Annotated in this window: 23 protein-coding genes; 11 read left to right on the top strand and 12 right to left on the bottom strand. The window is 68.6% G+C overall.

The window, feature by feature from the left end; all coding sequences use genetic code 11:
* Positions 1–11: 11 nt before the first annotated feature.
* The 3 genes from gnd to dnaA form a co-directional block, all read right to left on the bottom strand.
* Complete coding sequence (gnd, locus tag ACTWP6_RS26320) at positions 12–905, bottom strand: phosphogluconate dehydrogenase (NAD(+)-dependent, decarboxylating) (RefSeq protein WP_260756125.1); 894 nt, start codon at positions 903–905, stop codon at positions 12–14.
* A 31-nt stretch (positions 906–936) separates the two neighbouring features.
* Entirely contained in the window at positions 937–2,130 is a 1,194-nt protein-coding gene (gene dnaN, locus ACTWP6_RS26315) for a DNA polymerase III subunit beta (protein WP_260756124.1), read from the bottom strand.
* A 627-nt stretch (positions 2,131–2,757) separates the two neighbouring features.
* On the bottom strand, positions 2,758–4,245 hold the full coding sequence (gene dnaA / locus ACTWP6_RS26310; RefSeq protein WP_443189227.1) for a chromosomal replication initiator protein DnaA: 1,488 nt from the start codon (positions 4,243–4,245) through the stop codon (positions 2,758–2,760).
* A 599-nt stretch (positions 4,246–4,844) separates the two neighbouring features.
* Here dnaA and rpmH point away from each other — a divergent pair.
* From rpmH to ACTWP6_RS26265, 9 genes are all read left to right on the top strand, one after another.
* Positions 4,845–4,988: a 50S ribosomal protein L34 gene (gene rpmH, locus ACTWP6_RS26305; protein ID WP_003930923.1), complete on the top strand. Its 144-nt coding sequence runs from the start codon at positions 4,845–4,847 to the stop codon at positions 4,986–4,988.
* 19 nt (positions 4,989–5,007) lie between these two features.
* Entirely contained in the window at positions 5,008–5,367 is a 360-nt protein-coding gene (gene rnpA / locus ACTWP6_RS26300) for a ribonuclease P protein component (RefSeq protein WP_260756122.1), read from the top strand.
* Positions 5,364–5,693, top strand: a complete 330-nt coding sequence (yidD, locus tag ACTWP6_RS26295) for a membrane protein insertion efficiency factor YidD (RefSeq protein WP_260756121.1) — start codon at positions 5,364–5,366, stop codon at positions 5,691–5,693. The genes rnpA and yidD overlap by 4 nt, the downstream gene beginning before the upstream one ends.
* Before the next feature lie 43 nt (positions 5,694–5,736).
* Positions 5,737–6,780: a membrane protein insertase YidC gene (gene yidC, locus ACTWP6_RS26290; protein ID WP_443189235.1), complete on the top strand. Its 1,044-nt coding sequence runs from the start codon at positions 5,737–5,739 to the stop codon at positions 6,778–6,780.
* A gap of 36 nt (positions 6,781–6,816) precedes the next feature.
* Complete coding sequence (locus tag ACTWP6_RS26285; protein WP_443189226.1) at positions 6,817–7,383, top strand: Jag family protein; 567 nt, start codon at positions 6,817–6,819, stop codon at positions 7,381–7,383.
* Between the two features lie 87 nt (positions 7,384–7,470).
* The gene (gene rsmG, locus ACTWP6_RS26280; protein WP_443189234.1) at positions 7,471–8,157 is read left to right on the top strand and encodes a 16S rRNA (guanine(527)-N(7))-methyltransferase RsmG; all 687 of its coding nucleotides are present in this window, start codon (positions 7,471–7,473) and stop codon (positions 8,155–8,157) included.
* Entirely contained in the window at positions 8,157–9,113 is a 957-nt protein-coding gene (locus ACTWP6_RS26275) for a ParA family protein (RefSeq protein ID WP_443189225.1), read from the top strand. Before rsmG ends, ACTWP6_RS26275 begins: the two co-directional genes overlap by 1 nt.
* The gene (locus ACTWP6_RS26270) at positions 9,110–10,114 is read left to right on the top strand and encodes a ParB/RepB/Spo0J family partition protein (protein WP_260756117.1); all 1,005 of its coding nucleotides are present in this window, start codon (positions 9,110–9,112) and stop codon (positions 10,112–10,114) included. The genes ACTWP6_RS26275 and ACTWP6_RS26270 overlap by 4 nt, the downstream gene beginning before the upstream one ends.
* A 217-nt stretch (positions 10,115–10,331) precedes the next feature.
* Positions 10,332–11,081, top strand: a complete 750-nt coding sequence (locus ACTWP6_RS26265; RefSeq protein ID WP_443189224.1) for an acetyltransferase — start codon at positions 10,332–10,334, stop codon at positions 11,079–11,081.
* A 9-nt stretch (positions 11,082–11,090) separates the two neighbouring features.
* Here ACTWP6_RS26265 and ACTWP6_RS26260 read toward each other — a convergent pair whose 3' ends face one another.
* The 8 genes from ACTWP6_RS26260 to ACTWP6_RS26225 form a co-directional block, all read right to left on the bottom strand.
* Positions 11,091–12,281, bottom strand: coding sequence for an N-acetylmuramoyl-L-alanine amidase (locus tag ACTWP6_RS26260; protein WP_260756115.1), 1,191 nt, complete (start codon positions 12,279–12,281; stop codon positions 11,091–11,093).
* Between the two features lie 83 nt (positions 12,282–12,364).
* The gene (gene trxA / locus ACTWP6_RS26255) at positions 12,365–12,694 is read right to left on the bottom strand and encodes a thioredoxin (protein WP_260756114.1); all 330 of its coding nucleotides are present in this window, start codon (positions 12,692–12,694) and stop codon (positions 12,365–12,367) included.
* Positions 12,691–13,686, bottom strand: coding sequence for a thioredoxin-disulfide reductase (trxB, locus tag ACTWP6_RS26250; protein ID WP_443189223.1), 996 nt, complete (start codon positions 13,684–13,686; stop codon positions 12,691–12,693). The genes trxA and trxB overlap by 4 nt, the downstream gene beginning before the upstream one ends.
* A gap of 91 nt (positions 13,687–13,777) precedes the next feature.
* A complete protein-coding gene (locus ACTWP6_RS26245) occupies positions 13,778–14,386 on the bottom strand; it encodes a hypothetical protein (RefSeq protein WP_443189222.1) in 609 nt (202 codons plus the stop codon).
* Positions 14,387–14,439: 53 nt separating this feature from the next.
* Entirely contained in the window at positions 14,440–15,024 is a 585-nt protein-coding gene (gene sigM, locus ACTWP6_RS26240) for an RNA polymerase sigma factor SigM (RefSeq protein ID WP_443189221.1), read from the bottom strand.
* A gap of 86 nt (positions 15,025–15,110) precedes the next feature.
* Complete coding sequence (gene murJ, locus ACTWP6_RS26235) at positions 15,111–18,593, bottom strand: murein biosynthesis integral membrane protein MurJ (RefSeq protein ID WP_443189220.1); 3,483 nt, start codon at positions 18,591–18,593, stop codon at positions 15,111–15,113.
* Entirely contained in the window at positions 18,586–20,994 is a 2,409-nt protein-coding gene (locus tag ACTWP6_RS26230; protein WP_443189219.1) for a DUF6049 family protein, read from the bottom strand. The genes murJ and ACTWP6_RS26230 overlap by 8 nt, the downstream gene beginning before the upstream one ends.
* Positions 20,991–21,776, bottom strand: coding sequence for an NUDIX hydrolase (locus tag ACTWP6_RS26225; RefSeq protein WP_443189218.1), 786 nt, complete (start codon positions 21,774–21,776; stop codon positions 20,991–20,993). Before ACTWP6_RS26225 ends, ACTWP6_RS26230 begins: the two co-directional genes overlap by 4 nt.
* 85 nt (positions 21,777–21,861) lie before the next feature.
* Here ACTWP6_RS26225 and ACTWP6_RS26220 point away from each other — a divergent pair, with 85 nt between their 5' ends.
* Together ACTWP6_RS26220 and ACTWP6_RS26215 are read left to right on the top strand one after the other, a co-directional pair.
* Positions 21,862–23,313 carry a CCA tRNA nucleotidyltransferase gene (locus ACTWP6_RS26220; RefSeq protein WP_443189217.1) on the top strand — a complete coding sequence of 484 codons (1,452 nt, stop codon included), beginning with the start codon at positions 21,862–21,864 and terminating at the stop codon, positions 23,311–23,313.
* 6 nt (positions 23,314–23,319) lie between these two features.
* Positions 23,320–23,820, top strand: a complete 501-nt coding sequence (locus ACTWP6_RS26215; RefSeq protein WP_443189216.1) for a pullulanase — start codon at positions 23,320–23,322, stop codon at positions 23,818–23,820.
* Positions 23,821–23,838: 18 nt separating this feature from the next.
* Here the strand turns inward: ACTWP6_RS26215 and ACTWP6_RS26210 are convergent, their stop codons facing one another.
* Positions 23,839–24,624, bottom strand: a complete 786-nt coding sequence (locus tag ACTWP6_RS26210) for a TIGR03084 family metal-binding protein (protein ID WP_443189215.1) — start codon at positions 24,622–24,624, stop codon at positions 23,839–23,841.
* Between the last annotated feature and the right edge of the window lie 135 nt (positions 24,625–24,759).

Here is a 24,759-nt window from a genome sequence, read left to right as displayed (position 1 = left end):
GTACACCTCGGTCAACCTGACTCACTGACGCGTTGGACGGCGTGGCCGCCGAACTGATTCCGCAGTGCCGCAACAGCTTTCATCGTCGGAGACTCGTCCTGGCGGGACAGGAAGCGGGCGAACAGAGACGCCGCGATGCCCGGCACGGGCACCCGCAACCGGATGGCCTCCTCGACAGTCCACCGGCCCTCACCGGAATCCTCGGTGTAACCGCTGATCCCGGCGAGGCCGGGATCCTCTTTGAGCGCCTTGGCCAACAGCTGCTGTAGCCAGGACCGCACCACCGTGCCGTTCGTCCAGGCTTGGTACACCGCCTGAGGGTCCTTCACGAGGTCCTCGGCGGCCAGCAGTTCGTAACCTTCGGCGTAGGCGGTCATCAGCGCGTACTCGATGCCGTTGTGCACCATCTTGGCGAAATGGCCGGCGCCGACGGGGCCGGCGTGGACGAAACCGTCCTCCCGCGGTCCGGGCGGGCGCAGCGTCTCGAAGATCGGCATCGCCCGCTCGACGTCGGCATCGCTGCCGCCGACCATCAGCCCGTAGCCTTCGGTCAATCCCCAGATGCCACCGGAGACTCCCGCGTCGATGAACGCAATTCCATTCTGCGCCAACAATTCCGCGTGCGGTGCGTCCTCGGTGTACCGAGAGTTTCCGCCGTCGATCACCAGATCGCCCTCGCCGAGAACTCCGGCGAGGGCGGTGATGGTGCTGTCGGTCACCGTGCCTGACGGCACCATCACCCAGACCACCCGCGGCGATTCCAGTCGATCGGCGAGTTCCTCCAGGGAGGCCACATCGGACACTGCGGGTCTCGGATCGTAACCGACCACGTCGTGGCCGCCGTCGCGTAGACGGGCACGCATGTTGAAGCCCATCTTGCCGAGACCGATCAGACCCAGCTGCATGACACCGCCTTTGTCGTGAGGGTGTGCCGGATCAGCCGGGAAGGCGGACCGGCATCAACAGGTACACGTAGTCGGTCTGCGCCGCCGGGAACGGACCGCTGCCGGCGGCCGCGTCGTCCTCACCCGCCGGCCGCAGCACCGCGGGACGGCTCGGGGTGGTGAATCCGAACGTGACCCGGTCGGCGTGCAGAGAGCTGAGCCCATCGGTCAGATAGGTCGGGTTGAACGCGATGGTCAGCGGATCACCGGAGAACTGCACCGCAAGATCCTCTTCGGCGCGGCCGACGTCATCGGCGCCGGCTGACAGACGCAGCACGTCGTCGGCGAATTCCATGCGAACCTGGGCGCCCCGGTCGGCCACCAGAGCCACACGCTTGATCGCCTCGGTGAGCTCGGCGACACCGATGGTGGCCACGGCAGTGTGCTCGGTGGGGAGCAACTGACGGAACTTCGGGAACTCGGCATCGAGCAGGCGGGTGGTGCTGCGCTTGCCCTTGCTGCGAATACCGAGCAGACCTTCCTTGCCTACGCTCGGACCCGAGCCCAGGGACAGGTGCACCTCCGCACCGTCGGTGCCGGCCTTGGCCGCCTCGGCCAGTGTCTTCGCCGGCACCAGGACCGCAGCCTCGATCCCCGCTGCGCTGGTGGACCAGGTCAGCTCGCGCACCGCCAGGCGGAAGCGGTCGGTGGCAGCCAGCACCACCTTTTCACCCGAGATCTCCACGCGGATGCCGGTGAGCATGGGCAGGGTGTCGTCACGGCCCGCCGCCACGGCGACCTGGCCGATGGCCTCGGCGAACAGGTCCGACGACACCACGCCGGTCTCGTCGGGCAGCGTCGGCAGGGTCGGGTAATCCTCGACTGCCATCGTGGGCAGCGAGAACCGGGCGCTACCGCAGGTCAGCGACACCCGGGTGCCCTCGACGCTGACGTCGACCGGCTTGGCCGGCAGGGCCCGGACGATGTCGGACAGCAGCCGACCGGACACAAGAACGCTTCCCGGAGAAGCGATTTCGGCCGGAATCTGCACCTCGGCGGAAACCTCGTAGTCAAATCCGGAGACCGTGAGACCCTCGTCGGAGCCGGTGAGCAGCACGCCCGCCAGCACAGGCACCGTCGGTCGGGAGGGCAGGTTACGCGCGACCCACGCAACTGCGTCGGCGAAGTCCTCGCGAGTCAGCCGGAATTTCAGATCCGTCAGACCAGCCGTTGTCGCCACGTTCATAGCGTCCCTTCGATGCACACCCCGACAAAGCTATAACCAGCGGTTTCGGCGCAGGCGCACGACATGCCTGCCGGGCACGCGGCGACGACCGGAACGGCTGTCGATGAACCACCGTAGAGCTTTCAGCTCCAACTTGAAAGCTAAACGATCGGGCTGACACGCAGGCCCGGGAGGGCGTGCCGGGCCGGTGGATCACAACTTTCCCCAGAGGCCTTCTTTTAAAAGAAATCTAGGGATATATACGAGTATCAGTAATAGGTGCTGTGCACATTGGGGATAACGTCGGTTCGGCGCAGGCCAGCGGCGTGGTGACGGTGTGAGCAGCCTGGGGAGTTCTGCCGAACCGTCCGGGACGGTCTGGGGATGGGGCCGATGCTGGGGAGAATCCCGGGCAGTTGTCAGGGGTTGACCTCAAGTTGTGCACAGCCCGGTGCACAGCCGGCGTTGTGATTGTTGGGGCCGCGGGGACAGAAGATTTTCGGCTGGGCCGGCCCCGGCCGTGCGACACGCGGGACGCGACACGCAGGAATGAGCGTTGGGAACGCCGCGCGAGATCTCGCCGTCGGCCGCGGAACACACCGCCCCAGACCACGAAGTAGACGGCGAGAGAAGAGCGCAGAGAACCCGTCAGCGCTTCGCGCGTTGCCGGATGCGGGTGGTGAGTTCTTTGACGTGGTCGAAGACCTCGCGACGTTCGGCCATCTCGGCGCGAATCTTCTTCTCCGCGTACATCACCGTGGTGTGGTCGCGGCCGAACGCCTGGCCGATCTTGGGCAGCGAGAGGTCGGTGAGCTCGCGGCACAGGTACATCGCGATCTGCCGGGACTGAGCCAGCGCGCGGGTCTTGCCGGGACCGCGCAGTTCCTCGACGCTGGTTTCGAAGTACTCGGCGGTGGCGGCCATGATCGCGGCGGTGTTGATCTGCATCGTGGTGGGATCGGAGATCAGGTCCCGCAGCACGATCTCGGCCAACGATTTGTCGATCGGTGTCTTGTTCAGCGAGGCGAACGCGGTGACGCGGATCAGCGCACCCTCCAGTTCGCGGATGTTGCGCTCGATCCGGCTGGCGATGAGTTCCAGCACGTCGCCGGGCACGTCGAGCCGATCCATCTGAGCTTTCTTGCGCAAGATCGCAATTCGCGTCTCAAGCTCGGGTGGTTGCACGTCGGTGATCAGGCCCCACTCGAACCGGGTGCGGAGTCTGTCCTCCAGCGTGGCTAGCTGTTTGGGCGGCCGATCGGACGAGATCACGATCTGCTTGTTGGCGTTGTGCAGCGTGTTGAAGGTGTGGAAGAACTCCTCCTGGATGCCGTCCTTGCCTTCGATGAACTGGATGTCGTCGACCAGCAGCACGTCAATGTCGCGGTAGGTGCGCTTGAACGATGCGCGGCGGTCATCGCGGAGGGAGTTGATGAAGTCGTTGGTGAATTCCTCGGTGGAGACGTACTTGACCCGCATGCCGGGGAACAGCCGCTGCGCGTAGTTACCCGCGGCGTGCAGCAGGTGGGTCTTGCCCAGTCCGGACTCACCCCAGATGAACAGCGGGTTGTAGGCACGGGCCGGCGCCTCGGCGATCGCCAGGGTGGCCGCGTGCGCGAAACGGTTGGATGCGCCGATGACGAAGGTGTCGAACGTGTAGCGACGGTTCAGGTTCACCGAGGTGCTGTCGTCCTCGGCGGCCCGGTTGGCGCGGTTGGAGAAGTACGTCGGCCAACTTTCCTCGGCGCTGGCCCGGGCCGCGAGATCGTCGTCGACGACGTCCTCGTCGGGGTCGGGCGCAGAGACCGGAGCCGTGGTTGCGGCGAACCCGTCGTCGTCAATGTCGTCGGGGACCGGGTCGGCGATGCGGACACCGAGTTCCACCCGCTGTCCGAGCTGGCGGCTCAACGCCGCGACGATCGGCTCGCGCAGGTGACGTTCGATCTCGTTCTGGACGAACGGTGTCGGTACCGACAACAACGCGAAGCCCTCGGTGATCACCAGCGGTTTGACCAACTTCAGCCAGGCCCGCTGCTGCGGGGTCAGCGACCCGTTCCCGACGCCGTCGGCGCCGTTGAGTTCGGTGACGACGTTGTCCCAGATCGAGACGAAGGGGGGGTCGGGGTCAGTGCTCACCGACGCTCACCCCCTTTGTGGTCCCTGCGGGGACGTGCCATAGGACGGCGACAAACTGTCCACAAAGTTATCCACAGGTTGTGGAAAGAGGAAGCTCGTCGCCGTCTTGTTGTCTCGCGGCCAGGACACCTGGGTGCCGGAGCTCATCACGGTGCGGTCAGTGGGCTCGCGACGGAGGGTTGGCGTCCTCGCTTGGTTGTCTTGCGCCGATCCGGCGTGGAATCGGCACTGCCAGAAGCTAACAGTTTTCTCTCCGGGTGCCAACAGTTCTGCAACATTGCGGGACGCGCAATCATGGTCCGGCCCAATAGTTCCTGACCAACGTGACGGCTGTGGTTGATGTGATGAAACCGACGGGGCCACAACCGTGCCGGCAATGCCACATGACGGTGATCTAGCAGGTTTGACCCAGCGATTTCTCGTCAGTACCCTCGAACAGTCGCCCGCACGTGGCGATACGGCTGCGACCGGCCCCGGCCGGGGACCGCGCCGGCTAGCTTTGCGAGACCGATCGAGCTTACCAACGGCCGACTGCGTCACGCCCGTCATGCACAGGCATGTCGGGCAGGCGTGGAGGGCCAGAACAAGGAGTGACTGCCGTGGCCAAGGGCAAGCGGACCTTCCAGCCGAACAACCGTCGCCGCGCCAAGGTGCACGGATTCCGGTTGCGGATGCGCACCCGCGCGGGTCGTGCGATCGTCACGGCCCGGCGCGCTAAGGGCCGTCGTTCACTGACTGCGTGACCCGGCCAGGTCTGTCGCGGTGCTTCCGGCCCAGAACCGGATGACGCGGTCGACCGAGTTCGGTGCCACAGTGAGTCGCGGGACGCGGGCGGCCCAGCCCGATCTTGTGGTGTACACGCTGCGTTCTGACCAGACAGGTGACCCCGGACCGAGGGTCGGCCTGATCGTTTCCAAAGCAGTCGGCAACGCCGTCCAGCGTCACCGGGTGTCGCGCCGGCTCCGCCACGCCGCCCGGGCGGTCCTCGATGATCTGGATCCGTCCGATCGGGTCGTGATCCGCGCACTCCCGCGAAGCCGGGATGCGCACTCGCCCCGGCTGGAGCAGGAACTGCGGACCGCTTTACAGCGGATCAAGGACCGGAACGGAACGAGACCGTGAACGCGCGCTCACGAGCCGTCCGCGGCGCGGTCTACCTCATCCAGCTCTACCGCCACACCATCTCTCCGTTGCGGCTGCCCACATGCCGGTTCACGCCCACCTGCAGTCAGTATGCGGTCGACGCGCTGACCGAATACGGCTTCTTCCGCGGTAGCTGGCTGGCCCTGATCCGTCTCCTCAAATGCGGGCCATGGCATAACGGAGGATGGGACCCGATACCCGAGCGCGAAAGTCACAGTGACGCAACGGGTGAACACAGCTGTGACGTAGCCGATCACCGGCCCGATCCGGTACAGCAAGGGAAGAGTCAAACGAGTGTCGTTTAATTGGTTCAGCCTGGACATCATCTACTACCCGGTGTCGGCGATCATGTGGGTTTGGTACAAGGCGTTCGCGTTCCTGATCGGACTCATTCCCGGCGTCGACGGACCGTCCAACTTCTTCGCGTGGGCGCTGTCGGTGATGTTCCTGGTGTTCACCCTGCGCGCGATCCTGTACAAGCCGTTCGTTCGGCAGATCAGGACCACCCGGCAGATGCAGGAACTGCAGCCCCAGATCAAGGCGCTGCAGAAGAAGTACGGCAAGGACCGCCAGCGGATGGCGCTGGAGATGCAGAAGCTCCAGAAGGAGCACGGGTTCAATCCGATTCTCGGTTGCCTCCCGATGCTCGCGCAGATCCCGGTGTTCCTCGGCCTCTACCACGTGCTGATGTCCTTCAACCGGACCCAGACCGGGATTGGACGGCTCGGGCTGTCGGTGGAGGAGAACCGCAGCCTGCCGAACTACGTCTTCAGCGCCACCGACGTCGGCCACTTCCTGGACGCCAACCTGTTCGGGGCTCCGCTGGGCGCGACGATGATCCAGCAGCACGGGTTGGATGCGTTCACCGAATTCAACCGCCTGGCGGTAATCCTGGTCGGTGTGCCGATCATGATCTTGGCCGGTATCGCGACCTACCTGAACAGTCGGGCCTCTGTGGCGCGGCAGAGTCCCGAAGCGGCGGCCAACCCGCAGACCGCGATGATGAACAAGTTGGCGCTCTACGTCTTCCCGCTGGGCGTCGTCGTCGGCGGCCCGTTCCTCCCGCTCGCGATCATCCTGTACTGGTTGTCCAACAACATCTGGACCTTCGGTCAGCAGCACTACGTGTTCGGGAAGATCGAGAAAGAAGAGGAACAGAAGAAGCTCGAAGCCCTCGAACGGCGAGCCCAGAACGCCCCGGCCCCGGGTGCCAAGCCGAGCCGCAAGAAGAAGACGGCGACCGACACTGCGGATTCCGAGGAACCCGGCGATGCGCCGACTGCCGGCGAGCCGTCCGCCACCGAGCAGAGCACAGCGCCTTCCGCAGCGCCGAACGGGGCCGGTAACCGGACCCCGAAACCCGGCGCGCGGCCCAAGAAGCGGAAACGTTGACGCGCGGGCGACCGCGACCGAAAGAGAGGTGTGGCAATGACTGACACAGAGAACGACGCAACCAGCACGACGACCGAGACCGTGTCGGAGGTGACGGAGGAGCGCGTCGACAACGATGCGGCCGACTCGGGCGACGACCTGGAAGAGCGGTTGGTAGCCGAGGGCGAGATCGCCGGCGACTATTTGGAAGAGTTGCTCGACCTGTTGGACTTCGACGGCGACATCGACCTGGATGTCGAGGGCGACCGGGCGGTCGTCAGCATTGACGGCGGCACGGACCTGAACAAGTTGGTCGGGCGCAAGGGCGAGGTGCTCGACGCGCTGCAAGAGCTGACCCGGCTGGCCGTGCACCAGAAGACCGGCGAGCGGAGCCGGCTGATGCTCGACATCGCCCAGTGGCGCCGCCGCCGCCGTGACGAACTCGCCGCGCTGGGGGAGAAGGTGGCCCACCGCGTGCTGGAAACCGGGGAGCGAGAAGAGCTCGCCCCGATGACCCCGTTCGAGCGCAAGATCGTCCACGACGCGGTCGCCGGAGTGCAGGGCGTGCACAGCGAGAGCGAGGGCGTGGAGCCGTCGCGCCGAGTTGTCGTTCTGGTCGACTGACCCAGCGCAGAGTTACACCCATGTAGTTCGTCGTAGCCCAGGGGAGTCGGTCGTGGTCACGCCGCGCACAGTCGGAGGATGTTTCACGTGAAACATGCGGAGGTGCCACCGCCGCCCCACGCCGCTGCGGAACTGTTCGGAGCGGCGCTCCCCGGTGCGAGGCGCTATGCCGAGATCCTGGCCGGTGCCGGCGTGGAACGCGGTCTGCTCGGTCCCCGCGAGGTGGACCGGCTGTGGGACCGCCATCTTTTGAACTGTGCCGTGATCGGCGAGCTGCTTCATCCGGGCGAGCGGATCGCCGACATCGGTAGTGGCGCGGGCCTACCCGGGATACCGTTGGCTCTGGTTCGGCCGGACGTCCATGTGGTGCTCATCGAGCCCCTCCTGCGACGCAGCGAGTTTCTCCGCGAGGCGATCGAGGAGCTGGGTATCAACTGCACGGTGGTGCGCGGCCGCGCCGAGGACCGAGCGGTGCGCGAGGAGGTGGGGGCGACGGACGTCGTGGTTTCTCGAGCCGTCGCCTCGCTCGACAAGCTGACCAAGTGGAGTTCGCCGCTACTGCGGGCCGGCGGACGGATGCTAGCCATCAAAGGGGAGCGCGCCGATGCGGAGGTCGAGGAGCATCGGCGCGCGATGGCAGCACTTGGAATGTCGAAGGTGAAAGTGGAGAGATGTGGCGCGCATTACGTGCAGCCGCCCGCGACGGTGGTCGTGGGGGTTCAAGAGACGGCGAGAAATCATCAGCACCCGCGCCCCGGAAGAAGGCCGAAGTGATGTCAGCACCCCGTGATGCCCAAGCGCCCAAGACCATCCCGCCTGCCGATGTTTCACGTGAAACATGGACCGCACAGGACGCCGATACCCCGATCGGCGCCGAAGCGGCCCGGGCGGTCCGGCTCATGCAGGCGGCGGTCGGGGGACAGCTGCCGAAGCCCGAGCGGCAGCGGGTGTTCACCGTCGCCAACCAGAAGGGCGGTGTCGGCAAGACGACGACCGCGGTCAACATCGCTGCGGCGCTGGCGCTGCAGGGATTGAAGACACTGGTGATCGATCTCGATCCGCAGGGCAATGCGAGCACCGCGCTCGGTATCGAACACCGCCCGGGCACGCCCTCGTCCTACGAGGTGCTCATCGGTGACATCTCGGTGGAGACGGCATTGCAGCGCAGTCCGCACAGCGAGCGGCTGTTCTGCATCCCGGCAACCATCGATCTGGCCGGCGCCGAGATCGAACTGGTCAGCATGGTCGCCCGCGAGGGCCGACTGCGCACCGCGCTCGGCGAGCTGAAGCACTACGACTTCGACTACGTGTTCATCGACTGCCCGCCATCGCTCGGGCTGTTGACGATCAACGCTCTGGTTGCCGCACCAGAGGTGTTGATCCCGATTCAATGCGAGTACTACGCACTGGAGGGTGTGGGCCAGCTGCTGCGCAACATCGAGATGGTGAAGGCGCACCTGAACCCCGAACTCAATGTCACCACCGTGGTCCTCACGATGTACGACGGGCGCACCAAGCTCGCCGACCAGGTGGCCTCGGATGTTCGTGCCCACTTCGGTGAGAAGGTGTTACGAACGGTGATCCCCCGCAGTGTGAAGGTGTCCGAGGCGCCGGGCTACGGGATGACGATCATCGACTACGACCCCGGCTCGCGCGGGGCGATGAGCTATCTCGATGCCAGCCGCGAGCTGGCAGTCCGCGGTGGCGATGACCGAAGAGGGGACCGATGAACAATCCGGCACGCAAGCGCAGTGGTCTGGGGCGCGGACTGGCGTCCCTGATCCCGACCGGCCCGGCCGAGAACGGCGAGCCGGCCACACTTGGGCCGAAGATGGGCGCCGCCGCTGCCGACGTCGTGCTCGGCGGTGCACCACAGGCCGCGCCCCCCGCGCAGGACGCGAATCCGGTGGGTGCGGTGTACCGCGAGATCCCCCCGTCGCAGATCGATCCGAACCCCCGCCAGCCGCGTCAGGTGTTCGACGAGGAAGCGCTGGCCGAGCTGGTGCACTCGATCCGCGAATTCGGCTTGATGCAGCCGATCGTGGTGCGGGCGGTGCCCGCGGAGGACGGACAGGCCGCGCCGCGCTATCAACTGGTCATGGGGGAGCGCCGGTGGCGTGCCGCCCAACTGGCCGAGGTCGCGACGATCCCCGCCATCGTGCGCGAGACGGCGGACGACAGCATGCTGCGTGACGCGCTGTTGGAGAACATCCACCGGGTACAGCTCAATCCCCTCGAAGAGGCGGCGGCGTACCAGCAGCTGCTCGAGGAATTCGGTGTCACCCACGATGAACTCGCCTCGCGGATCGGCCGGTCACGTCCGCTGATCACCAACATGATCCGACTGTTGCGCCTACCGATTCCGGTACAGCGCCGGGTCGCCGCCGGGGTACTGTCGGCCGGTCATGCCCGCGCCCTGCTGTCCCTCGAAGCGGGTCCGGAGGCTCAGGAGGAGCTCGCCGCGCGCATCGTGGCGGAGGGGCTGTCGGTGCGCGCCACCGAAGAGGCGGTCACCCTGGCCAACCGCAACGGGGAGACCCCACCGGCCGCGCCGCGGCGTAAGCCGATCCAGATGCCGGGGCTGCAGGATGTCGCCGAGCAGCTGTCGACGGCGTTCGACACCCGCGTCACCGTCAGCCTGGGCAAGCGCAAGGGCAAAATCGTCGTCGAGTTCGGTTCGGTGGACGATTTGCAGCGCATTGTGGAGTTGATGAACGCGTCCGCGCAATGACCCACCACACCGACGAATTACGTCACTGTGACACAGGTGGCGCGATGTTCGCCGGTACGCCTGCGGGTCCGGGCAAACGCCATGTCGCGCAGCAGGATTCGCTGAGCGCCCGGATGGGCCGCGGGGAGCACGGCCAGAAGGAGCCGCTGCGCGGGCGGCCTTCTATTCTGGAGGGGCAGCCGTACGCATCGGGACGGCGAAGAGACCGGGGAGTCTAGTGGCCGCACGTATCACGCCCCTTCGGCTCGAAGCGTTCGAGCAGTTGCCGAAGCACGCGCGGCGCTGCGTGTACTGGGAGGTCGATCCCGGCATCGTCGGACGCGGCGACCAGCTGTCCGACCCCGAGTTCGAGAAGGAAGCGTGGCTGTCAATGGTCATGCTCGAGTGGGGGTCGTGCGGCCAGCTCGCCGTTGAGTACCGGACCGCGCACGCGGGGGAGGCTGTTGCCGACGATCCGAACGACGATCCATGCCTCGGCTACGTGTTCTACGCGCCGCCCCGGTCGGTGCCTCGGGCGACGCGATTCCCGACCGGACCGGTCAGCGCGGACGCGGTGCTACTGACGACGCTGGGTGTGGAGGCCGGCCAAGACGCCGCTGAGTTGTCGCACACTCTGTTGATGGCAGTGGTCAATGATCTCGTTCGCCGCGGCGTACGCGCGCTCGAAGCGTTCGGCCGGACGAGCCAGGTCGGCGAGCTGGCCGAGATGGAGACCGTGACGCCCGATGTCTGTCCGGTAACGGAGGCGCTCGGAGACTGCTCGGTAGACCAGTGTGTGCTCAGCGCGGATCTGCTGCTGGACGCCGGGTTCGTCGTGGTCTCACCACATACCTATTTCCCACGGCTGCGGCTCGAGCTGGAGCAGGGCCTGGGCTGGAAGGCCGGTGTGGAAGCCGCGCTGGAGCGACTGCTGGAAAGCGCGCAGCTCGAACAACCGGTGGGTGCGGGTGCGGGCCTTTATGGATAGCCGACGGGGTCAGGCGCGGCGGGACTGTTCGACAGCGAGTTCGTGCGCCAGCAGCTCGGCGAACGTGAAAGTGCCGGTGGGACGGTCGTTCTTGCCCAACAGATAGAGCCGTTTGACCGCGGCAAGGATGCCCTCGGCCAGTGCGTCACGCGAGGCCGGCGACACCAGCTTCGCGCGATCGTCGGGATTGGTGATGTATCCGACGTCGACCTGAACGGTGGGCATCCGGGTCAGCCGCAGCAGGTCCCAGGTGCGCCCGTGCACCCGGCAGTCACGTAATCCGGTGCGCGCGACCACTTCCCGCTGAATGAAGTCGGCGAGGTTGCGTCCGATCGTGGACACCGAACCATGCGAGTTGCCGAAGTGGAACGAGGCGACGCCGTTGGCCGCGGGGCTGGGCTGCGTCGCACACCGCAGGCTGATCATCATGTCGGCGCCGACGGTGTTGGCGGTGGCGGCACGTTCGGCGTCAGACGGGGAAGCGTTGGCCGGCCGGGACAAGAACGTCTCGATGCCGATCGCCGTCATGCGACCCTCAAGGCGAGAGGCCAAGTCCCACAGGATGTCCGCCTCGCTGATCGGACCGGCGGGCCCGTTCATGATCAGACCGTGGTCGGCGCCACCGCGGCCCGGGTCGACGATGATGCGCTTACCCGACAGCCGCGGGCCAGAGCGGCGCACCAGCTCCTCCTCGCGGATCGCGTGCGGTGATCCGCCGGTGACGCGGGATCCCAGAAAGTACAAGGAGCGCAACGTTTCCGGGCCACAGATGCCGTCGGGGTAGAGCCCGTACTCACGCTGGTAGGACGACAGCGCGTTGTGGGTCTGCAGCCCGAAATGGCCGTCGACCAGGCCGGTGTAGAACCCGAGATCCTGCAGGCGGGCCTGCAGGGTGGCGACGTCGTCGCCGTACATCGGGGCGCCGAACTGGTGATTGAGGGTGCGGGCGCCGAGCCGGTAAGAGGCTTCCTTGAGGGCGCGGTAGGTCGCCTCTCCGACGATGCCGTCGACCAGCAGGCCGCGGTGCTGTTGGAACGCGCGCACGGCATGGTCGAGGTCGTCGTCGAACATATCGGCGACCACGTGCTTGCCGGTGGTGAGGTCCTCGTCGTCGCTGTTCGCGACCATGCCGAGCGCGGCCAGAGCGGCCCGGATCTCGGCGACCGCCCCCCCGCGGTCACCGCGACGCAGACTCGACATAGCCAGATTGTCTCAGACCGACTGGGGATTCGAGAAAACCCCAGGCGAGTCGCGGCAACGCGATTCGCGGTGCGCCAAGGTAGTTAGTCGAGCTCAGCCAGTTCGCGGAGCAGGGCCGCCTTGCCTTTGGCGCCGACGATCCGCTTCACCGGCTGGCCGTCTTTGAACAGGATCATCGTCGGAATCGACACCACCTGGAAATCCCGCGCCGTGGCCGGATTTTCGTCAACATCGATCTTGGCGACCGTCAGGGCGCCGGCCTTCTCCGAAGCGATCTCCTCGAGCACCGGCGCGACCATCTTGCACGGCCCGCACCAGGTGGCCCAGAAGTCAACCAGCACCGGCGTTCCGCTCGACAGTACGTCGTCGGAGAACGAATCGTCAGTCACTGTGACCGTGTTGGAATCGCTCACTGCTTGGCTCCTATCAGATCGCTGTCATCGGTTGTGGTGGAGGTCCTTTCGCCCGGATGGGCGTGCTCGGCCAGCCAACGCTCTGCGTCGATCGAAGCGGCACAACCACTTCCGGCGGCCGTGATCGCCTGGCGGTAGGTGTGATCGACGAGATCGCCTGCGGCGAAGACACCTTCGACCGACGTGTAGGTGGTGCGCCCCTGCACTTTGACGTAACCGCCGTCGTCGAGCTCGACCTGACCGCGCACCAGCTCGGAACGCGGGTCGTGTCCGACCGCCACGAAGACACCGGTCACGGGCAGCGTGGACTCCTCACCGGTCACGGTGTTGCGCAACCGGATACCGCTCACCTTCGGGTTGCCCTCGATCGCGGTGACCTGGGTGTTGGTCAAGATGGTGATCTTCTCGTTGGCCTGTGCACGCTCGAGCATGATCTTGGACGCGCGGAACTCGTCACGGCGGTGGATGAGAGTCACGCTGCGGGCGAACCGGGTCAGGAAGATGGCCTCCTCCATCGCGGAGTCCCCACCACCGACCACGGCGATGTCCTGGTCGCGAAAGAAGAAGCCGTCGCAGGTGGCGCAGGTGCTCACCCCCATGCCGATCAGCTCCTCCTCGCCCGGCACCCCGAGGTGGCGGGCCGCGGCGCCCATCGCCAGGATCACCGCGCGGGCGCGATACGTCTCGTCACCGACGGTGACCGACTTCACCGGGCCGCTCAGGTCTACGGCCTCGACGTCCTCCATGTGCAGATCGGCGCCGAAGCGCAGGGCCTGCTCGCGCATCTGGTCCATCAATTCCGGTCCGGTGATGCCGTCCCGGAAGCCGGGGTAGTTCTCTACCTCCGTGGTGGTCATCAACGCACCGCCGAACTGGCTGCCCTCGAACACCAGCGGATTCAGCTGGGCGCGGGCGGCGTAAACGGCCGCGGTGTAGCCGGCTGGGCCGGACCCGATGACGATGACGTCGTGGACGGTCTCTGAGGAGTTCATGCGTGCCTTTCTGCCTGCGGCCGGAACCGCAGCCGCGTAAACAACCGCGTTCCCTCAACAACAGGGTAGGCCCGGGTGTTCCCGACGGCGCTCACGGGCGGGCGACCACCGTCTCGGCGAGCAGCCCGGTGTGCGCGCCGCTGCAGGTCAACCGCACGGCTACCGCCGCCATCTGCGCCGGGTCCGGGCCGGGCAGCAGCAGCACGACGGCCGGCAGGCCGGACACCTCCAGCTGCCGTCCGCCGAGCACATCGAGGGTGGGGGAGTACCCGAGTCCGGCCAGACATGAGCCGCGGCGCACAGGGTCGGTCAGCGGGCCGAGCTCCGGCGCGGAGCCAAGCAGGGGCAGCAGGTCGGCCTCCGGCAGCGGGAAACGGTCCGCGAGCCCGGCGACGGTGATCGGCGATGCGGTCGGCCCGGCCGGAAACGCCGGCTCGGAGTCGCGGCCGATCATCACCGCGCCCAGCACGACGCCGGCTGCCAGCGCCGTCACACCGGTGATCAGAGCCGCGCGCTGCCATCCGGTCAGCTTCGGACGGGTCACGGTGTGCGCGCCGGCGCGGGAGGCGTCCCGCAGCGCCGCACCGATGCGGGCGGTCACGTCGGCGGGAACCTCCGGAGCGCTGGCGGCGTCGTCGCCGAGCCGCTGCAGGGCCCGGCGCAGCGCGGCGTCGGGATCCTGGCCAGCGCCGCCGTCCATCCCGCCCCCGTCAATCCTCGCCTGACAGATCGTTCGAGGTTATCGGACCGGCCTCACTCCGCGGCGGCGGCGAAGTAGTACAGCGAGCCGGCGAGTTTGGAGCGCGCCCGCGAACAACGCGACTTGACGGTGCCCTCGGCGACCCCGAGCATGCGCGCGGTCTCGGCGACGCTGTAACCCTGCATGTCCACCGCGACCACGGCGGCCCGCTGCTCGACCGGCAGCCGCATCAACGCCCGCTCGACGACGATCGCGGTGTCGACGTCGCCGGTCGGGTCGACGCTCCCGCAGAGCTGGTCGTCGAGTTCCTCACAGGCGCGAGTCTTGTTGCGCCGCAGCCGGTCCAGACAGGCGTTGACGACGATGCGGTACAGCCAGCTGGTGACCGCCGAGTCGTGCCGGAAAGCGCGGGCGGTGCGGTGCGCGGCGAGCATCGCGTCCTGCAGCGCGTCGGCCGCGTCATCGGGGTCCCTGCTGGTCAGCTGCGCCAGCCGGTAGAGCTGCCGATGGTGCCGGTAGAAGAGTTCCTCGAACGCGTAGCGGTCACCGTCGACATGGGCGGTCAGCAGTTCGGCGTCGGTGCGCGACGAGCGGGTCTGCCGCCTCGTCGGCTCCGGCGTCCCCCCGAAAATCCCCACAGCCGAACAGTAATCGGCGCCGGGGGAGGGCCCGGACACCAGTTTCGGCGGCCGCCACGGACGCGGGCTCGCCGGTACCGGCCAGGTCAGGATGCGGCGTTGAGCGTGATCTCGGCGATGTCTGAGCGGCTCTGTCCGTTGACCTGCCCGAGGGTCGACACCCAGACCAGCACGTTGGAGGTCGGCTCGGCGTCGGAGATCTCGATGGTGTTCGAGCCCGGCTTGAGCGGGGTCGGATCGGTCAGCGCCGTGGTGGCCTCCAGCGACGACGGCGTGGGCGTCGACGAGGACCGGATCTGTACGGAGGTTCCGGTGCTGTTCAGGTTCACGGTGACCGAGCCGAGCTTCGTCGGCTCCGGAAGCTGCAGCATCAGCCCGACACCGTTCTTGAAGTTCGGGAACGGCACCGCGTCGGAGTAGGTGTCGATCGGCCACACCGTCGCCGGGTTCCCGTCGATCGCCAGGTCGGCCAGATCGGGGGCGTCGGCCTCACCTTCAGGCGAGAACACCGTCACCGCAGTGGGTTTGACCACCGGACCGGTCTGGGTCGGTGGGGAGGAGTCATCGCTGGACGCCGACGGTGCGTTGAGCCCGAGTTCGTCACCGCCGAGTCCGCTGCCGACGTCACCGAAAATGCGGCTGAGGGCGGTGCCGAGCAGGATCACCGCGATGACGGCGATGGCACCGGCGATGGAGAGCCCCACGATCAAGCCCTTGCGGCGCCGGGCCGCGGCCTCGGGGTCGAGTTCGGCGGCGTAGTCGCCGGCGCCGGCCTCGGGCGTGGGCTCGTCGACCGGGGCGATGTGGTCGGTGCGGTCGGCGATCGCGGTGGCCTGCTGGAGCAGGTTCAGCAGCGTGGGCGCGCTGCGGATACCGCCGTCCTTCTCGACCGCCCGCGCGGCGGCCGCCGAGATCTGGAACGGGATGTCGCGGTCGACGGTCTTGGGCTCGACCGGATGGCCCGCGGCGTCGAGGTCGGCCGGTTGCAGACCGCTGGGCTCTCCGGTCTCGGGCAACGGCCACCGGGCGACCAGCAGCGCGTACAGCGACGCGCCGATACCGCGGATGTCGTCGTCCGGGGAGGCGTCGGGCAGGGTCCCGGGAAACGCGAGTGCCACGTCGCCGTCGATGCTGACCCGGATCCGGCTGGGGTGGTCGATGGACAGCGCCACGCCGTTGCGGTGGGCAACCTCGGCCGCGGCGGCCAGCGACTGGACGGCGCGGGCGCCGCCGATCGGGGAGGGATTGGTGTCGGCGACCTCGGCCAGTGAGCCGCCGCGAATCCACTCCGAGACCACCAGTGCGCCGGCGCCGTTGTGGACGACGTCCAGCACGCGCGCGACGCCGGGCATGTCGATGCGGCTCAGCCGCTGGGTGCGGTCCAGGATCTCCTGCACCTGCCGTGGGGGCAGGGTGCCGTCGGGGTCGACGAAGGTGAGCGCGACCTGCCGGTCCAGCGCGGTGTCCAGAGCCTGCCAGAACTGCAGGGTGGCCGGGCCACCGTGGAACACGAGCAGCCGGTAGCGGCCGTCGACGACCGTTGCACCGGGGATGAGGTGGACGTCGTCGCCGGGGGACGGCTCGACGACGGTCTCGGCGGCGCTGCCGACCGACTCCGGCACGTCGGGCTTGAAGTCGTCAGCGGAGGGCCGGTTGATCCGTGTGGTGGCCAAAGAGTCGTGCATGGAGTCGGGCAGGGAATCGTGCTCCGTCGGGGAACCGCCGGTGGGTTTGTCGCTCACCGCGAATCCTTTCCGCCTCCCGTCGTCGGCTGCCTCGGCCACTGTTCCCCGCGCGGCCGACCTGGGAAGCTGACGCCGGCGTAACGGGGGCTGATTTCTGGGATAAGGGTACGTGAGCGCCTCGGCGGTCATGGTGGGCTTACCCGTTCCGCCCAGTCCGAACCGGCGGCGCACCACTGCGAGCGCGGCCTGGGCCTCCGGGACGCGGGCGGCGAGCATCACCCCGACGATGATCGGCACCATCACCATGCCGAGGCCCAGCAGCCGCAGCAGCGAGCCGGCCGCACCCCAGTGCGCGGTCAGGTCCTCCAGACCGAGCAGCCGGTCCGCGATGTGGGCGATCAGGCCCGCCGCCAGGGAGGCGGTGATGGTGACCAGGATGGTGCGGATGACCTCGGTGTTGATCAGTCGCCCACCCGGCGGATCGAGACGCGCGCGCAGCAGCACGTGCCCGACGGTCGCGCCGGCCAGAAACCCCAGCCCGTTGGCCAGGCCCAGGTAGCCGGCGACGAGCTCGGGATCGTCGGTCAGGTGCGGCGCGGCCAGCGATGCGGCGATCTTGACGACGGTGATGACGAGGATGAGGGCGATCGGTGTCCACGGTTCCTGTCGGGCGTAGAAGACCCGCAGCTGCAGGAGCACCAGCGCATACGGGATCAACGTGAACGCCGAGAGCGTGATCGCCATGCCGAGGTAGCCGGCATCGACCGCGCCGAAGTTGCCGTAGGCGAACAGCGCACTGCCGATGGCGGGCCCGCCGACGGTCATCATCGCCACGATCGGGATCAGCGTGAGCATCGTCAGCCGGGTCGCCAGAGACAGGTCGGCGAGCACGGCCGAGCCGTCGTCGGCGGCCGCGTTGCGGGACAGTCGCGGCATCACGACGGTCAGCACCGTGACGCCGATGATGCCGAACGGAAGCTGCAGCACAAGCCACGTGTAGTTGTAGATGGCCGGTCCGGACGCAGCGGCGCCGCTGGCCACCTGGTTGCCGACGATCAACCCGATCTGGCTGATGAGCACATACAGCACCATCGCCAGCGCCATCATCCCGAACTTCTTGAGCCGGTCATCGATGCCCCACAGCGGCCGCAGGCTGATCCGCTCCCGGCGCAGCGCCACGAACAGCACGGCGGCCTGCGCGACCACACCGAGGGTGGTGCCGATCCCGAGCACCAGCAGCTTGGCGTTGCCCATCTGGACCGGGTCGATCGAGAGTTCGCCGGGGACAAGGACATACAGGCCGAGCGTGACGATCGCAACGACGTTGTTGACCACCGGCGCCCAGGCCGGCGGTCCGAAGATGTTGCGGGTGTTCAGGATCGCCATGAACACCGAGGACAGGCCGTAGAAGATGATCTGGGGCAGCAGCAGGAACGCGAACGCCGTCGTCAGGGGACGGTTCACCAGCGGATCCGAGCCCAGCATCAGATCGACCAGCAGCGGCGCCGCCAGCGTGGAGACGATCGTGACGACCAACAGCAGTGTCGTCGCGAGCGTGAGGAGCCGTCGGACGAATGCGGTTCCGCCGTCGGGGTCATCGCGTTCGGCGCGAGCCAGCACCGGAACGAAGATCGCGGTGAACGTCGCCTCCAGCACCAGCGCCGCGATCAGGTTGGGCAGCTGGTTGGCGACGGTGAACGCGCTCGACAGCGCGGCGCCCAGGATCGCGGCGAGCAGCACGATGCGCGCGAACCCGGTGAGCCGGCTGACCAACGTGGCCAGCGCCATGCCCCACGATCGCGACACCACGGCCGCATCGGACAGCTCCGGACGGTCGGCGGGGCGGCTCGGCGGGGGCGGGCGGTGCGGCCGCGCGTCACGCATCGCCACCGCCGGACGAGGTCCGGGCCCGGCGCCTGCCGGTGCGCACGTCGGCGGGTTCCTCGTCGCCGTAGGCCAGCGCCACGTCCACCGGGTCGGGTCGGGTGGGGTCGGCCTCCAGGTCGGCCCGGTCGGGTTGACCGCGGAACCGGTGCCACAGCCGCCGTCCGACGAGTAATACCAGCACCGCGCCACCGGTCATCGTGATGATGAACAGCACCTTGCCGTACGCATTGGAGTGCACCGACAGCCGGACCGGTTCGCCCAGCGGCAGGCCGTCGGCGGTGCGCAACGCGACGTCGACGGCGACCCGCTGGGTGAAGTGCACCTCGATCGGCACCTTCAGCGGCAGAAATCCCGGCGGCAGCACGATCTCGCCCAGGTCGGTCACCGTCATGCCGGGTGGGGCGTCGATGTCCAGCCGGACCCGGATGGGCACCGGCAGGTTGTTGCGCAGCGCCAGCGGTATCGGGCTGCGTTCGGTGGCGAGCGTGTACGACCCGCCCGGATTGACGATCGTGACCGCCTTGAACAGATCCTCGACCGTGCGCCCGACCCGGGTCAGCCGCTGCTGGGCCAACCCGCTGCGTGCGTCGGGCGGCACCGACAGGCTCAGCGCGCGCAGCAGATCCTCCCGCAGCGGCGCGGTGTACTGGTTGCCGGTCAGCCCGGTGCGTTCGTCGGTACTCAGCGCCGCGGTGAACCCCCACAGCCGTCCGGCCGCGGCCGAAATCCCCGATACCACGCCGTCGTCGAATCGTCCCCGCGGATTCCCCAGCGGGCCCGCCGGCGGCGTCGCGTCCCGGGCGGCCGCGTTCGCGTCGTTGACCAGCGCGGGCAGCGGGCGCGGCACCGCCAGCCCGGCGCGGATGCCGGTGGCCACCGTCGACAGCACGGCCTCCGCGTCGGCGGGGGACACGTTCCACATCAGCGGCGGCATCACCACCTCGGCGCGGGGGGTGACGTCAGGGCGCAGAACGCGCCACAGCAGGGCTCCGAGCGCGTCCTGGCGACGCGCGACCTCCGAGTCCTGCTTGACGGCCACGTCCAGCGACGGATCCAGGTACGACGGGGATTCCGGGGCCGGGCCCATCGCGGCGAGCGCGGCGCCCACCGCGGGGTCGAACGGGGCGGCCACCACGTTGGGGGTGTAGCGCACGGGTTCGGTGGCCGCGGTCTCGGCGGTGCTGCTCGTCTCGCCGGGACCGATCAGGTCGGCGGCGGCGACCGCGACGGTCGGGCCCCTCTCCGACAGCAGCTGGATCGCCGGGCCGGTCAGCGCGCCGTCACCCACGAGACTGACCCCGCGCGCCGAGACGACGCCGAGGATCTGGTCGACGATCGCGGCGGCGCCTGTGGTGGCGATCGACGCCAGGCCGGGGTCCGCGACCCGCTGCAGCGCGTCGAGGTCCGCCTGCGCGTAGACGGTCGAGGTGATGCACATCCGCTGTGCGAGCGCTTTGAGCCGGTTGAGCCAGTCCACCGCGGCCTGTTGCCCGGTGCCCGGGTGGGTGGGGGTGCCCGGCCCGGCGTCGGCCCCGTCGTTGACGACATAGCCGGCGGTCATCGCGTTGACGGTGACCAGCAGGTCCGGGTCGACGGCCAGGCACACGGCGCGCGTGACGTTGCCGCCGGGATCGACCTCGGGGTTGGTCGCGAAATCGATGGAGCCGAGCAGCGTGTCCAGGCGTCCGCCGGGGGCCAGCGACACCGCGAGCTCGTCGTCGATCAGCCGCACCGGGGTGGTGCCCCCGGGCGCTCCGGCCGCCAACCGGGGCCGGTCCGCCAACGGCCAGAACATGGTGAGGCCAACGGGCCGGGTGGTGTCGGGCGGCACCGCGGAGTCCACCGCGTCACCCGCGGAGTCCCCACCGCTCTCCGGCGGCACGCCCAGCACCGGCAACAGGAAGCGCGAGTCGTCCAGCCGGGCCGGAGCCCCGTAGTCGGGGGTGCCGTTGACGTTGACCATGAGCGGGTACACGCCCGGGCGCTCGACCCGCAGCGACGGCTGCTCGGTGGCGCGCAGCGGATAGCTGAGCCGGAACGGGACCTGATCACCGCGCGTCAATTCCGGTGCGGCAGTGACGAAGTCGGCCACCGGCTGGTACTGATCGACGTTTCCGGCCAGGTCGGTGCGCAGCGTGCTGGACGCCGCGGCCGCCGGCGCCCGTTCCAGCCGGACCACAACATCGCGTACGGCGCGGTCCCCGATGTTGCTGATGGTGCCGGTGACGGTCACCATCGGGTCACTGGTGGTGGTCACGACGTCGGGGGAGACAGAGTCGATCTGCACCCGCAGGAACTGCGCCGAGGCGGGCTGGGCGGCCGCGACGGGAAGGACCGCGGCCGGCGCGACGGCCAGGAGCAGCGCGACGAGCGCGACGAGCAGGCGTCGCAGAGTCACGGCCCTTGACCGCAGCCGTTCGTCCGCCGGCCGGGCTGGGGTTGAGCGGTGGGGTCAGGTCGTTGTCGTCGGGTATGGGAGTGCGTCTGTCCGCGGCGGCGCGGCGTGGTGCGCGGCAGCGGCGGCAGCGCGCCCGGCCCGTGGTTGTGCAGTGTGTCGATCAGTTCGTCGGCGACCTCGGCCAGCCGGCGCTCGTCGGCGTAGGCCAGCCGGGACGGCAGGTCCTTGACCGGCACCCAGGCCACCTCGGTGACCTCGACGTCCTCGTCGGAGAGCTCGCCGCCGGAGAACCGCATCAGATAGTGGTGCACGGTTTTGTGTACGCGGCGGCCCTCGGTGACGAACCAGTAGTCGATGCTGCCGAGGGCGGCCAGCACGCTGCCCTGGATGCCGGTCTCCTCGGCGACCTCGCGGATCGCGGTCTGCTCGGCCGTCTCGCCCATCTCGATGTGGCCCTTGGGCAGGGACCACAACATCCGGCCGCGCCGGTCGGTCCGGCCGATCAGCGCGGCCACCTGCCGGTCCTTGGGGCCGTCGATGCCGTCGATGACCAGGCCCCCCGCCGAGGTCTCGTGCACGGTGCGCAGGCGTTCCGGAGGGCGTCGGACCTTGGTCTTCTGCGGTTTGGGCGACTGCCCGGACTGGGCGGCCCCGGCGGCCGGGGAGCCCTGCTGGCGGCGATTGGGGTTCTGTTCGGTTGCGGCTTCGGGAGGACCTGCCGCGCGTCGGCCCCGGCGGCGCCCGCGGCGCCGTCGTGGTTTGGCCTGCTCGCCGTCCGACACCCAAGCGATAGTAGCTGGCATGAACGGCGGTTCTCGCCGCACTCGCCGGTCGGTGACATCGCCGTGACCAGTAGGCTCAGCGGACGTGCCCGACCCCACCTCAGATGCTGAACTGCTGGCGGCAGCGCAGGTTGCGCTGAACGCCCACGCCGCGGTGCTGCGTGAGGTGGGCCGGCTGTTCGCCGAGCACGGCCACGAGCTCTATCTGGTTGGGGGCAGCGTGCGGGACGCGCTGCTCGGCCGGCTCGGCTCCGATCTGGACTTCACCACCGACGCCCGGCCCGACCAGATGCTGCCCTTCCTGCGCGGCTGGGGTGACGCGCTGTGGGACACCGGCATCGACTTCGGCACCCTCGGCGTGGGCAAGCGCGGCGACCGGCTCGAGATCACCACGTTCCGGGCCGACACGTATGACCAGGTGACCCGCCATCCCGAGGTGCGCTACGGCGACAACCTCGCCGACGACCTGGTGCGCCGCGACTTCACCGTCAACGCGATGGCGGTCCGCATCACCCCCGACGGTCCGGCCGAGTTCCTGGATCCGCTCGACGGGCTGGCCGCGTTGCGCCGCGCGGTGCTCGACACCCCCGCCGAACCGGAGGTGTCGTTCGGCGACGACCCGTTACGCATGCTGCGCGCGGCCCGGTTCGTGTCGCAGCTCGGCTTCGAGGTGGCGCCCAGGGTGCGGCAGGCCCTCGAGGAGATGGCTCCTGCGCTGGGGCGCATCACCGCCGAACGCGTGGCGGCCGAACTGGACAAGCTGCTGCTCGGCGCCGACCCGGTCGCCGGCGTGGACCTGATGGTGCAGACCGGTCTCGGCGAGGTGGTGCTGCCCGAGGTCGGCGCGATGCGGATGGCGATCGACGAGCATCATCAGCACAAGGACGTCTACCAGCATTCGCTGACCGTGCTGAAGCAGGCGATCGACTTGGAAGGGCCCGACGGTCCGGACCTGGTGCTGCGCTGGGCGGCGCTACTGCACGACATCGGCAAGCCGGCGACCCGCAGGCACGAACCCGACGGCGGCGTCAGCTTCCACCACCACGAGGTGGTCGGGGCCAAGATGACCCGCAAGCGGATGCGGGCGCTGAAGTACTCCAAGCAGATGATCGCCGACGTGTCCCAGCTGGTCTATCTGCATCTGCGGTTCCACGGATACGGCGACGGGCGTTGGACCGATTCGGCGGTGCGCCGCTACGTCACCGACGCCGGACCGTTGCTGAGCCGGCTGCACAAGCTGGTGCGCGCCGACTGCACCACCCGCAACAAGCGCCGCGCGGCGCGGCTGCAGGCCAACTACGACGACCTGGAGCAGCGGATCGCCGAGCTGGCCGCCAAGGAGGACCTGGCGCGGGTGCGTCCGGACATCGACGGCAACGAGATCATGCAGATCCTCGGCATCCCGCCGGGCCCGGAGGTGGGGCAGGCATGGAACCACCTCAAGGAGCTCAGACTGGATCGCGGTCCGCTCGACCATGACGAGGCCGTCGCCGAACTACTGAAGTGGTGGAACGAGAAGGGCGGCACCGGCGTCTGATCAGGTATGGAGTACTGCCTGGGTGACGCCGACGGCTCGGCCGCCATGTGGACGGCCGACCCCGACGGCGATCTCGACGGTGACGGTCTGCTCGATTCGGTCGCACTCGACCTCGACCACGACGGTCTGACCGACGACGTGTTGGCCGACCTCGACCGGGACGGCACCGCCGATCACGCCGTGCTCGATCTGGACGGCGACGGCGTTCCGGAGGCCTACTTCACCGACGACGGCATGGGCACGTGGACGGTGGCCGCCGACCGCGGCGGTGCGGCGCTGCGGTGGTTCGGCCTGGACGGCGCCGAGCATCCCGCGACCGCGACGACGGTGGATCTCGACGGTGACAGCACGCCGGAGCGGCTGGCCGACGCCGACGGCGACGGGATGGCCGACCGGGCAATCGGCGCCCGGCACGCGTGGGTGGACACCGACGGTGACGGCAGATGGGACGTGCGGCTCACCGATGCGGACGGCGACGGCGGCGCCGACTCCGCCGAGTACCTGTGACCCGCACCGCGCATGGCGTCAGCCCCGACCGGCTCCCGGCGGTCCGGCGAAGGCCTGCGCGATCGTCAACCACTTCTGCGCGTCCGGTCCGACCGCGACGATGTCGAGCGCCGACCGGGGCCGCCGCTGGGTGACGAGCATGCAGAAATGCTCCGCCGAGCCCGTCACCTGTTGGGCGGCGTCCTCGGGTCCCCACGTCCACTCGGGCTCGTCGGCTCCGGGCGGTGCGGATAGTTTCACGTGGAACGGTTCCGGCGGCGGGGTCAGACCGTGCACGGTGTACGCGAAATCCCGGGTCCGCACCCCGATGTGGGCGATCGACCGCAGCCGCGCCGTCGGGGGGCGTGTCACGCCGAGCGCGTCGGCGGCGTCCAGGCCGTGCGCCCAGGTCTCCATGAGCCGTGCGGTGGCCATCGACGCCGCGCTCATCGGCGGTCCGAACCACGGCAGCTTGCGGCCGTCGGGCACCGTCAGCAGCGCATCGTGCAGGGCGGTGCGGGTCGCACGCCAGTCGGCGAGCAGCTCGGCCGGCGGGGTCGCCGCGAGCTCTTCGGCACCGGCGTCGACGAAGCCGGCCGGATTCTTCGACGCCTCGGTGAGGACGGACGCGAAGCCGGGCTCATCGATCACCGACAACAGAGCCACCCGGTCGGTCCACAGCAGGTGCCCGATCTGATGGGCGATCGTCCATCCCTGCGCCGGGGTGGCCAGCGACCACTGCTGCGGCGGCAGTGACGCCACCAGCACGTCGAGCTCATCGCTCTCGTCGCGCAGGTCGCTGACCATCGGGGCTGCTCCGGCCATGCGGCTCACCCTAATGGGAGTCGACCAGCGAGTCTTCACCCGATAGCGATCTGTTGAGGGGACGCTGGTCACCGAGCCGCTGGCCGGTGAGCACTGTGCACGCCCTGAGGCGCTTTTCGACTTCTAGGGCTAGAT

It is taken from the genome of Mycobacterium sp. 4D054, assembly GCF_052245755.1.
Classification (GTDB): Bacteria; Actinomycetota; Actinomycetes; order Mycobacteriales; family Mycobacteriaceae; genus Mycobacterium.
The sequence above is the reverse complement of the archived record's forward strand: the minus strand, read 5'-3'. Positions and strand labels throughout refer to the sequence as shown.